General features: G+C 41.0%; 8 protein-coding genes and 1 pseudogene. All 9 read left to right on the forward strand.

Going from position 1 to position 12,442, the window contains the following annotated elements; translation table 11 throughout:
* Nucleotide 1 precedes the first annotated feature (1 nt).
* The 9 genes and pseudogenes from J7E81_RS18125 (at nt 2) to J7E81_RS18165 (ending at nt 12,433) form a co-directional block, all read left to right on the forward strand.
* Nucleotides 2-1,978 carry a glycosyl hydrolase family 28-related protein gene (locus J7E81_RS18125; protein ID WP_215044586.1) on the forward strand — a complete coding sequence of 659 codons (1,977 nt, stop codon included), beginning with the start codon at nt 2-4 and terminating at the stop codon, nt 1,976-1,978.
* A gap of 149 nt (nt 1,979-2,127) precedes the next feature.
* Nucleotides 2,128-3,683, forward strand: a pseudogene (locus J7E81_RS18130) (alpha-N-arabinofuranosidase).
* A 255-nt stretch (nt 3,684-3,938) separates the two neighbouring features.
* Nucleotides 3,939-5,600 (forward strand): ABC transporter substrate-binding protein, encoded by a 1,662-nt coding sequence (locus tag J7E81_RS18135; RefSeq protein ID WP_215044588.1) that lies wholly within the window; start codon nt 3,939-3,941, stop codon nt 5,598-5,600.
* A 202-nt stretch (nt 5,601-5,802) separates the two neighbouring features.
* On the forward strand, nt 5,803-6,807 hold the full coding sequence (locus J7E81_RS18140) for an endo-1,4-beta-xylanase (RefSeq protein WP_215044590.1): 1,005 nt from the start codon (nt 5,803-5,805) through the stop codon (nt 6,805-6,807).
* Nucleotides 6,808-6,874: 67 nt separating this feature from the next.
* Nucleotides 6,875-7,720: an SDR family oxidoreductase gene (locus J7E81_RS18145; protein ID WP_215044593.1), complete on the forward strand. Its 846-nt coding sequence runs from the start codon at nt 6,875-6,877 to the stop codon at nt 7,718-7,720.
* Between the two features lie 52 nt (nt 7,721-7,772).
* Nucleotides 7,773-8,927 (forward strand): Gfo/Idh/MocA family protein, encoded by a 1,155-nt coding sequence (locus J7E81_RS18150; protein WP_215044594.1) that lies wholly within the window; start codon nt 7,773-7,775, stop codon nt 8,925-8,927.
* Nucleotides 8,928-9,155: 228 nt separating this feature from the next.
* A complete protein-coding gene (locus J7E81_RS18155) occupies nt 9,156-10,271 on the forward strand; it encodes a Gfo/Idh/MocA family protein (protein ID WP_215044596.1) in 1,116 nt (371 codons plus the stop codon).
* A gap of 73 nt (nt 10,272-10,344) precedes the next feature.
* The gene (locus tag J7E81_RS18160; protein ID WP_215044598.1) at nt 10,345-11,139 is read left to right on the forward strand and encodes a Nif3-like dinuclear metal center hexameric protein; all 795 of its coding nucleotides are present in this window, start codon (nt 10,345-10,347) and stop codon (nt 11,137-11,139) included.
* A 367-nt stretch (nt 11,140-11,506) separates the two neighbouring features.
* A complete protein-coding gene (locus J7E81_RS18165; protein ID WP_308162239.1) occupies nt 11,507-12,433 on the forward strand; it encodes an ABC transporter permease in 927 nt (308 codons plus the stop codon).
* Nucleotides 12,434-12,442 lie beyond the last annotated feature (9 nt).

Consider the following 12,442-nt stretch of genomic DNA (forward strand, 5'->3'; position numbering starts at 1 on the left):
TTTGGAATATGGCGAATCAATTTTTCCTGTTCAACCTGATGATCCGAAGGCTTATGTGTTTACTTCGGAGGAGTTCGGCGCCGACGCGAGCGGTAAAGGTGATAATACAGCTGCAATGCAGGCGGTGATCGACAAACTGGAAGCGGAGGTAGATAACGGAATTATTTTTATCCCGAAGGGCACCTATCGTTTCGAGGGCACGGTGAATTTGTGGCGGGGCATCCGTCTCATCGGTTTTGGTGCCGAACGTCCGGTATTCATTGTGGGGGAAAACACTCCGGGTTTTCAGGGACCGGATTCCAAATACATCTTTCATTTCCGTGTGAATAAGCCGGGCCCCGGCGAAGAGCTGCGGGATGCACAGAACACCACTTTTTATAGTGGCATCCGGAACATAGACTTCAAACTGGGCAGGGGTAACCCCGGATTGGTCGCTTGCCGGTTTCGTGTGGCTCAGCTTTGCTCCATAGAAGATGTCGACTTCTATATGGAAGATAATCGTGCAGCTGTAGAGATGGTCGGTAACGAAATGGAACGCTGCCGCTTCTTTGGCGGGGAGTTCGGCATTCTCACCGGTGAAACTGTACCCTATTGGCCTTTCTATCTGGGTGACTGTGTTTTCTCCGGTCAGTCCAAGGCATGTATTTCGACTTATCGCGCCGGCATGACCATGCTGCGAAACACACTCTCCAATGCCCCTTATGGTGTGTATGTACCCAACAAGGAACGGGACAACCATTATATTGAGGAATTTGAACGGTTATATATGCATGATTGCCGCTTGGAGAATTTGTCGGAAGCCGGCATTAGTATGAATATGGTGAGATATCCCCAGAATTGGCTGCATGCTAACGAAATTCACTGCAAGAATGTGCCGAGGTTCTTTGAATCCTTCGGCTATCAGTATAACCACCACATCGGTGTGCCTCACATCGAGCCGACATCGGAATATTACAGCGTAAACATCGACATGGGCTTACGTATTGATGTTGACAATCAGGACATCACCCGCCGCTTTGGTTTAAGGTACCATGTTGAGCCGGAAGAAAGTCTTCCTGAAGTGTCCGATCCCGACTATGTACCAATGCCAGCATTTTCGCAGTGGGTCAACATCAAAGATCTAGGAGCAAAAGGGGACGGTGTATCAGATGATACCGAGGTGTTTGAGAACGCTATTGCTCGACATCAGGCAATCTATCTGCCACAGGGTGAATATTTGATCACCCGAGGACTTGAACTGAAACAGGATACCGCTATTCTCGGTCTTCATTGTTCGAAGACAAGACTAAAACTGAAGGATCATTCCACGGGATATGACAACGATCGAGCTCCTGCCACCATGTTCAAAATACCAAAAGGAGGTTTGAACCATATTTCCGGCATCTGTTTTGATGGCGGTAAGAACAAAGGTGTCATTCAGGTAGAATGGCTAGGCGACCCGTCCTCCATCATGGAAGACTGCCTCTTTGACTTTGGAGGTCATGGAAGCACCAAGAAAGGCCGCGACCGTTATTACGGTGTTTATATCCATGACGATGGTGCCGGTGTGTTCAAGAACATTTGGATGCCCGACGTTTGGACCAAGGATGGTTTCCATATCAGTAACACTTCCGCTCCAGGCCAGATTTGGATGGTTTCTGTTGAACACCATCTGGATGTGGAGGTTGTCTTGGAGAACGTCTCCAATTGGAAGATTGTTGCGCTTCAGACGGAAGAGAACCTTGGCAGCGAATATGCCTCTTCGCTCCACATCGAGAATTGTTGGGATCTAGAAATCGCCAATCTGTTCCAATATAGGGTACAGGCCATCGAGATTCAGCATCCCAACGCAACCATAATCAAGAATTGCAAGAACCTGACCATTAACGGGATACACTGTTTCAGTATTGGGCCTACACCTTTTACCAACTCTGCTCTAATCGACGGGAAACTGTTTATCAAGGATCAGGAGATTGGCACCCTTCACGTAAACTGCTAATTTGGTATTCAAAAGCCTTTATTCAACTGCTAGCTTCTCTGAATAATTCCTCTTGTGCTGACAGTAAAAATAGACATACTGAACATAGCTCAAGGTACAAAATATATAATTCTCTCGTTTTGTGCCTTGGAGAAGCGAAAGGATGGGAAATAAATTTGACATCATTTATTGATTTGGATTTAAGCAAAGGTAAAGACGTAATTAGTAAACATATTTATGGTCATTTTGTTGAGCATCTTGGTCGCTGTATTTATAATGGACTTTGGGTTGGGGAAGACTCCCCCATTCCTAATACTCGTGGAATTCGAAATGATATAGTGGAAGCTTTAAAAGCAATTAAGATCCCTAATTTGCGTTGGCCTGGGGGATGCTTTGCTGATAATTACCATTGGAAAGATGGGATTGGACCACGTGAAGACCGGCCGTGCATGGTTAATACAGACTGGGGACATGTAGTAGAAAATAATCATTTTGGTACACATGAATTTATGGATTTGTGTGAAGAACTTGAGACTGAACCATATATTTGTGGTAATGTTGGCAGCGGTACTGTACAAGAAATGCAGCAATGGGTTGAATATTTGACCTTTGACGGTCAATCCCCAATGGCCAATTTAAGAAAAAAAATGGTAAGAATGAACCTTGGAAGGTTAAGTTTTTTGGAGTAGGTAACGAAAACTGGGGTTGCGGTGGACATATGAAAGCAGAAACATATGCCGAAAAGTACAGACAATACCAGACCTATGTCAATAATTACTCCGGGAACAATATCCTTAAAATTGCCTGTGGTCCCAGCGAAGCAGACTTCCATTGGACCGAAGTAATCATGCGTGAATGTATGAAGGAGACCCAGCAACTGAAAAATTCAACACATGATAAACCAATCAATTCCGTTTGGGAATACTATCGACCTCAAATGTGGGGACTTAGTCTTCATTACTATGTAAGAAATCGTCTAAATTATACTAGTGCAACGAAGTTTGATGAAAGCTTGTGGTTTGAGTACATGCAAAGAACTCTTTATATGGATGAACTCATTACCAATCATTCTAATGTGATGGATCAATATGATCCGAATAAAAAGGTTGCACTTATAGTCGATGAATGGGGATCATGGTATGAACCTGAGCAAGGGACACATCCGAGATTTTTATTTCAACAAAATACATTGCGTGATGCTTTAATAGCCGGGGTTACTCTTAATATTTTTAACAATCATTGCGATCGGGTTAAAATGGCCAATATAGCGCAGTTAATTAATGTTCTGCAGGCTTTAATTCTGACTGATGGACCTGATATGCTCTTAACTCCGACATACCATGTATTTGATATGTATAAAGATCATCAGGATTCAACCCTTATTCCTCTTGATTTAGAAACAAGAGATTACCTGTTTGGTGATGGCAGTATTCCTGTTGTTAACGCTTCCGCTTCACGTAATCAGGAAGGAAAGGTTCATATTACATTATGTAACCTTGATCCAAATCGGAGCGAAGAGATCACGTTTAACTTAAAAGGAGAAAACGCAATTTCAAGTGTGAATGCGCGAATTTTAACAGATGCAGCGATGAATGTGTGTAACACGTTTGAACAACCAGAACAAATTAAACCTTGTAATTTTGATGATATTAAGACCCAGGAAAATGAGATTTCCATAGTATTGCCAGCAAAATCTGTATTAGCAATAGAAATATCGTTTAAATAAAGGAAAGACCTCAAGACCTTGTATCCGATCTTCAGGTTTTTTATTTTAGTTGGCTTATAAATGAATGAAACCTTAGCAGTTTATTTTAAATTTTAACGGTCATGTGACCAATATAAACCCATTATTAATTAAATATTATGAAATTTCAGAAAAAAACTATAGTTTCCTAAGTAAAAACTAAAGTTTTTAAGGTATTGTTGAAAACCCTTACATTTTATAATGAAAGTGCTTACGAATTATAAAGGGGGATAGCAAATGAAAAAGAGAAACCTTTTAGTTGTACCCATAATGGCTACCATGTTATTTGCTGCAGCAGGATGTACAAATGATCAAAGTGCAAGTACAAGTTCCAACAAGAATGAGAAATCACCTGTAACCTTTACTTATTTTAATGCCGGTGCAGCAGGGAAAGATTTGAATACGAACGAAACAACAATTGGAAAAGAGCTTGAGAAACAAACAGGCGTTAACTTCAAGGTAGAACATATTGTAGGTGACGTTAATACAAAGATAGGAACTATGATTGCCAGCGGAAAATATCCAGACCTTCTTGTTCCCGATCAAGGGATCGATAAAGTGGTACAAGCAGGCGGGTTTATCGATTTAACTGACCTAATTAATAAACACGCCCCGAATCTAAAAAAATTATACGGTCCATACTTAAATCAAATGAAAGATCCAAAGGATGGGAAAATTTATTTTATTCCATTTGGAGCGAACCAGGGCTATGCAGCATACCCGGATATTCAGCAAAGTGCATTTTGGATCCGGCGTGATGTCCTGAAGGAAGCAGGCTATCCAAAAGTAAAGACAATTGATGAATATTTCAAATTAATAGAAGATTTCCAGAAAAAACATCCACAGACGAATGGTTCTCCTACGATAGGCTATACATCCTTAAACTATGATTGGAGATTTACAATCCGTGATGGTGCAAGGCATGCAGCCGGTTATGGAAATGATGGCGCCAATACGATTGTCGATGCCAAGACACAGAAAGCCTCTGTTTATGCTAACAAGGATTGGATGAAAACCTATCTGCAAAAATTAAATGATCTTAATGCTAAAGGAGTATTTGATCAAGAAGCATTCGTTTCCAATTATGACGAATATCTTGCGAAGATTGCTTCAGGGCGTGTCCTAGGATTCTTTGATTATCAATGGCAGGCTGCCCAGGCTTTAAATAGTCTGACACAGGCTGGAAATGACGATTTGCGTTACATGGCATTGCCAATTACCTTTGATGCTAGCACAAGAGATGCCTACATCGACCCTCCCACTTTTGTCAACAATCGCGGTGTCGGGATTACCGTCAGTGCAAAAGATCCTGTCCGGATTATTAAATATCTTGACGCTCTTTGTAAAGAAGACAATCAAAAGCTGGTTGAGTGGGGAATTAAGGGACAAACTTATGAAGTCAATGACAAAGGCAGATTCTATCGGACACCGGAAGAAATTGCAAAAACGCAAGATCCGAAATTTAATGACAAGTTTGGCTTTACAACCTTTGATTGGTACTGGCCTGTCGGTGGCGGACTTTACAAGGATGGTAACGCTTGGATCCCGGCACAACAACAGGAAGTGGCGCAAGCTTCCTACACTGAGGGTGATAAAAAATTATTGGACGCATACGGCTTAAAAGTATTTTCCGACCTATTTGCGAAACCGGAAGACCGCCCGTGGTTCCCGGCATGGAGCTCACCGCTTGAACAAGGATCCCCGGCCCAGATTTTCGACCAGAAAGCCTCGGATTTGGAAAAGAAATATATGGCTAAATTGGTATTAGCTAAGCCGTCCCAATTTAATTCGCTCTGGAATGAGTATGAGAAACAATTCAATACGCTGGATATTAAATCGTATGAAAAAACGATGAATAAAGTGGTTCACGATCGGGTTAAATTAGCGACGCAAAAGTAGGATAAAGTATTTTGTGAGAGGGCCTACATTGAGTGGGCTAAAGGGTGATCCAATTAAATACTAGTAAAAAACAGAGTTTTTTCAAAAAACTCTGTTTTTTTATTGTAAATTCATTATAAATTATATATGATAGACATGAATTAGTTTGTTGTATGTATAAACAAACTTTTGAAATCCAAATGTTAATGGGAGATGTTTAATGATGGCAAAAACAAGTGTTAAGGTTCCTTCATTACAGAAAGTCTATGAAAATTTTTTTAACATTGGTGCAGCGGTAAACCTTCGTACAATTGAATCCCAGCAAAATTTATTAGCAAAGCATTTTAATAGTATTACAGCTGAAAATGATATGAAATTTGAGTTATTACAACCAGAAGAGGGCAAATTTACATTTGAACGAGCCGATAAATTGGCAACGTTTGCACAAAGTCATGGGATGAAGATGCGTGGGCATACATTGGTATGGCACAATCAAACGCCTGACTGGGTTTTCCAGAATTCTGATGGAGAAAAAGTAACCAGGGATCAATTGTTGCAACGGATGAAAGACCATATGACGACTGTCATGCAGAGTTATAAAGGACAAATATACTGCTGGGATGTAGTCAATGAAGCAGTAACTGACGAAGGGCCTGAATTGTACAGAAAAACTAATTGGTTCGACATCATCGGCGAAGATTACATAGAAAAGGCATTTGAAATTGCACATGCCGCTGATCCGGATGCCCTGCTTTTTTACAATGATTATAATGAATCCAATCCAGGGAAGCGGGAAAAGATTTATCAGCTTGTGAAATCGTTGGTTGATAAAGGGGTCCCGATTCATGGTGTGGGTCTTCAGGGACACTGGAACCTAACGAACCCAAGTTTGGACCAAATTCGGGAGGCAATTGAACGATATGCATCACTTGGCTTGAAGCTCCAGCTTACAGAATTAGATGTATCTGTTTTCGAATTTGAAGACAAGCGGACAGACCTGACGGAACCTACTGAGGAAATGACCGAACGTCAGACACAGAGATATCAGCAAATTTTCGAATTACTAAGAGAGTATCGTGACGTTATTACAGCCGTCACGTTCTGGGGTGCTGCTGATGACTATACATGGTTAAGTGATTTTCCAGTGCGTGGACGTAAAAACTGGCCATTATTGTTCGATGAAGATCACCAGCCAAAGGAAGCTTTTTGGAAGGTTACTAGCTTTTAATATGTTTTAGAATGAGAACAATTGAAAATGTTTAAACAGAGTAGACAACAAGGAGGACACAGATATTATGCTTCCATTAAACCAAAATTTAATAGGAAAAGTCGCAGTAGTCACAGGCGGCGGCGGCGTTTTATGCGGCTGCATGGCCACAGAGTTAGCCCGTCAAGGAATGAAGGTGGCGATTTTAAATCGTACCTATGAAAAGGCAGTAAAGGTAACAGACGAGATTAAAAGTTTTGGCGGCGAAGCAATCGCCATTGAATGTGATGTACTAAATGTTGAGAGTGTAAAAAGGGCGGAGGAAATTGTCTCTTCTGAATATGGAAGCTGTGACCTATTAATTAATGGGGCAGGCGGAAATCATCCAAAAGGAATCACAACAAAGGAGATTTTTGAGATCAGTGATCTTGAAAAAGCTGATTTAACCACCTTTTTTGATATGACCACAGAGGGATTTGGTTATGTCTTTAACCTTAACTTTATTGGTACGTTAATCCCTACTCAAATTTTCACAAAAAAAATGATTCATCATCAAGGATCAATCATAAATATATCTTCAATGAGTGCTCCTAGTCCGATGACAAAGGTTCCAGCATACAGCGCAGCCAAAGCGGCCATCGAAAACTTTACTCAATGGCTTGCCGTTCATTTTGCTGAGGCTGGTATCCGGGTAAATGCGATTGCACCGGGCTTTTTCTTAACCGAACAAAATCGTGCATTGTTAACGAATCCAGATGGGACCAATACAGAAAGAACCAATAAAATCATCGCCAATACACCGATGAGACGATTAGGAAAACCTGAGGATTTACTTGGGACGCTGCTATGGCTTGCTGATAAGGAGGCAAGCGGATTCGTCACAGGGATTAGCGTGCCCGTCGATGGCGGCTTTATGTCTTATTCAGGTGTTTAGGAATGGTTCCAGTAAAAAGGATTGAAAATTCAAGTTTGGAAGGGGCAGATAAATGATTAACGTAGCCATAATTGGGACAGGTGCCATTGCATCTGCACATATTAGAGCCTATCAACAGTTCGCAGGAAGATGTAAAATTGTAGCCATTTGTGATATCTATCCTGATAAGGCTGAAAAAAGTGCCACGTCGTACAATCTAAGGGTTGACATTTACAGCGATTATAAAGAAATGCTGCAACGACCGGATATTGATCTGGTTTCTGTTTGCACCCCTCCTTATACACATGCTGAACTATCGATTGCCTTTTTACAGGCGGGAAAACATGTCCTTGTGGAGAAGCCAATGGCCTCTTCTTTGGAAGAATGCGATGCTATGAATCAAGCACAAGAAAAGAGCGGTAAAATCCTTTCTGTGGTATCACAAAACCGCTTTACCAATCCCATGATGAAGGTAAAGTCGGTCCTTGATACAAAGCTGATGGACCCCATTGTCCATACTCAAGTTGATTCGTTCTGGTGGAGAGGGTATAGCTATTATGACTTATGGTGGCGTGGAACCTGGGAAAAAGAAGGCGGCGGCTGTACATTAAATCATGCGGTTCACCATATTGATATTTTCCATTGGATGAATGGAATGCCGTCTGATGTAACCGCGATAGCTAGTAATACATCACATGATAATGCGGAGGTTGAGGATTTGTCAGTGGCCATTTTCCGCTATCCAAATGGCAGTTTAGCCCAAATTACGAGCTCGGTTGTTCATCACGGAGAAGAACAGCAAATGATATTTCAAGGAAAAAAGGCACGTGTTTCCGTGCCCTGGAAGGTTCGAGCATCTAAGTCAAAGGAAAATGGTTTCCCGGAAAGGGATGAAGAATTAGAACATAAATTGCAAGAAGCGTATGAGCAACTGCCAAATCTTGAATACGAGGGGCATACTGCTCAAATCGATGATCTATTAGCGGCGATAGAAGGTAAAAAGGAAGTGTTAGTAGATGGAAAGGAAGGAAGAAAAACACTGGAACTAATTACAGCCATCTATCAATCTTCCAGTACAGGTCAAACTGTAAAACTTCCAATAGATAAAAAAAGCCCATTTTATACAAGGGATGGTGTTCTGAAGAATGCTACCCATTTTTATGAAAAGAAGAATCATGTCGTGAGTTTTTCGGAAAATGCGATTACAACCGGCGGAAAGTATGAATAACTCTGTTTGAAAAAGGCACAAGGGTAGTATTGACGACCGAGCAGTAGAAAAAAGAGGCCCGCGGGTAGTCAATGGACGCTATTGACGACTGTGCAGTAGAAAGCAGAGGCCCGCGGGTAGACAAGGGCCGATATTGACGACTGAGCAAGTGAAAAAAGAGAACCGCAGGTAGTCAACAAGACGTAATTGATGACTGAACAATTTAGAAATGGAAAAGGAGCTGGAATAATGGATCGAAATAATGGGATGAACTATGCGCCTAAAGGTTTGGTTAAAAAGGTTGTCGTTGAGCCAGGAGTCTTTCAATTTGCTGCAATCGGCTTAGATCACGGCCACATTTATGGAATGTGTAACGGATTAATCGAACCAGGAGGCCAGCTAGTTGCTGTATATGATCCAGATCCGAGAAAAGTCCAAGGCTTTGTGACAAAATACCCTGAAGCAAAAGTGGCATCATCCGAGGAAGAGATCCTTTCCAATCCGGCTATTAAGCTAGTTGCCAGTGCGAATATTCCGTCTGACCGAGGTCCGCTTGGTTTGAGTGTTCTTGACCATGGTAAACATTATTTCACTGACAAGCCTGCGTTTACCACCATGGAACAGGTTAAACAGGCAAGACAAAAAGTAGTAGAGACCGGTTTGAGATGGGGAATTTATTATGGAGAACGCCTGCACTCAGAAAGTTCCATCTTTGCTGGACAATTAATTGAAGACGGGGCGATTGGCCGTGTTGTTCAAGTGATTGGTACCGGACCGCATCGTGCAAATCCTAAATCAAGACCGGATTGGTTTTTTGAACCGGAGTATTATGGCGGCATTCTATGTGATATTGGCAGCCATCAAATCGAACAGTTCTTACATTTTTCAGGCGCTAAAGATGCGCAAGTGCTGCATAGTAAAATAGCCAACTATCATTTTAAACAGTATCCGAAGTTTCAAGATTTCGGAGATGCTACCCTTGTAGCCGATAATGGGGCGACCTTCTATTTCCGTGTTGACTGGTTCACACCAGATGGTCTCGGTACGTGGGGAGATGGCCGTGTTTTTATTCTAGGAACAGACGGTTATATTGAAGTAAGGAAGTATATTGATATTGCCAGAGATTCTAGAGGTGATCAGTTATATCTTGTGAACCACCAAGGAGAGAAGCATTTTCAACTTTCGGGTCAAGTTGGCTGCCCGTTTTTTGGCGAATTTATCCTCGATTGCTTAAACGGAACAGAAAATGCGATGACCCAAGAGCATACATTCAGAGCGGCTGAATTATGTATTGAAGCCCAGGAAAAGGCGATCTGGGTTGAAACAGCGGACTCTCTATTAGTATCAAACGAATCTAAACATTAAGCATAAAGGAGTTGCCTTTGAAACTGGGCAACTCTTTCTACGAGTGAAATTACTTTTGGGAAGAAGGTTCAAAATGACAACCACCATTCAAAATGTTATCGATCATTTAATCGGACCAGTGGAACAGCTGCAAAACACTGCGGACACTCTCAAGTTTGGTCATCCAAACATGGAAGTAACGGGCATTGCTACAACGTTTATGGCTACACAGCACGTGATTGAGCAGGCGATCAACCTAGGGGTTAATTTATTGATTACCCATGAAGGTCTCTATTATAGCCATATTGATAATTCCGAAATAGTGGAAGATAGCCAAGTTGTTCTTGAAAAGCAGCGGCTTATCGAAGAATCCGGGATCGCGATCTACCGTTTTCATGATTATTTGCATCGTTGCCAGCCAGACGGTATAATGGCAGGCTTGATTGAAGCATTGGAGTGGAAAACCTATGTGGAGAAGAACCATCCAACCTCAACGATTGTAAAAATTCCTCCAATGACTGTTTTGGAAATTGCTGAATACATCAAGGCTAAGCTGGGAATTAAGTTTGTGCGCACGGTAGGAGAGTTATCTGAACGCTGCACCCGTATCGGTTTGTTAGCAGGCTATAGAGGTGGAGGAGCATTGGCGATCCCGCTTTTTGAGAAAGAGAATCTAGATTTAATTATTTCTGGAGAAGGACCTGAATGGGAGACCCCAGAGTTTGTGAGGGATGCAGCATATCAAGGAAAACGAAAAGCATTAATAGTACTAGGGCATGCCGAAAGTGAAGTACCTGGCATGAAATATTTGGCCGAATGGTTGAGAACTATTTTCCTGGATGTTCCCATTCATTTCATTCCTGAAAAACCACTGTTCCAAGTGGTCTAATAAGCAAGTAATTAAAGGATAACAAAAATATAATAGATTAATAAAAAAATTTATAAATATGTCTGAAACCGCTTGCACCTACAAAAATGTGGTGTTAAAATGGGTTTAACATAGTTCGTATGGCGAACAAACAAACTATTTGTGTAATCTGTTGCTAGTCCGCCATTTTAAGATTAATAGTAAATAATTGCTAGATAAAGATAATTTGTAGTGCGGACGAACTATGTGATGAGGGAGGGTAATAATAAGCATTCTTTCTATATTTTTTCTCATTGATTTGAAAGAAGATTTACAAAAAACTAAACCATAGGAGGGAATTTCATTGAAACAGGTAGTTGAGGTCTCAAAGCAAGTACAAGAACTCCAAGTGCCTATTCTTACCACTACCAAACGATCATTGGTTATAAAAGCACTAAGAAAGGATTGGCAGCTTTATTCTCTAATTGTCTTACCAATCATTTATCTAGTGATTTTTAAGTACATACCGATGATTGGGAACATCATTGCTTTTAGAAGATTTATTCCAGGCGGAAATATATTTGGGGAAGAATGGGTTGGTCTTCATTACTTTCAAATGTTTGTTGGGGACGCAGCATTCTGGCAAGTGTTTAAAAACACTCTTAAAACGAGCAGCTTAACCTTACTATTCTGTTTTCCTGCTCCGATTATTATTGCTTTATTGTTAAATGAAATTAAATCAAATAAATTCAAAAAATTTGTTCAAACTGCATCTTATTTACCACACTTTCTATCAGTCGTCATTATTAGTGGGATGATTTTACAGTTAACCTCAACCAGTGGTGCCATCAATGCATTAATTCAATTATTTGGTGGTAAACCTGTCCTCTTTATGCAAGATCCAAATTGGTTTAGACCGGTCTATGTTGCCTCAGAAGTTTGGCAGACAATGGGCTGGGGGGCCATACTTTATTTAGCGGCGCTAACAAATATCGATGATTCTCTATATGAAGCAGCTAAAATCGATGGAGCAAACAGATGGAAACAAACCATCCATATCACTATTCCAGGGATTCTTCCAACTGTTATTACATTGCTAATTCTGAATATTGGGAACATTATGGCGGTTGGCTTTGAAAAAATCCTTTTAATCTACAACCCATTAAACTTTGAAACTTCGGATGTTATCTCTACTTATCTTTATCGAATAGGTTTACAATCTAGCAACTTTAGTTATGCAACCGCAATTGGCTTGTTTGAATCCATCATCGGATTGATATTAGTCTTTTCTGCCAATTTTCTATCGAAAAAATTTACTGACAATGGATTGTGGTAAGGGGAGGAG

The organism is Bacillus sp. ISL-18 (assembly GCF_018613415.1).
In the GTDB taxonomy this organism is placed as follows: domain Bacteria; phylum Bacillota; class Bacilli; order Bacillales; family Cytobacillaceae; genus Neobacillus.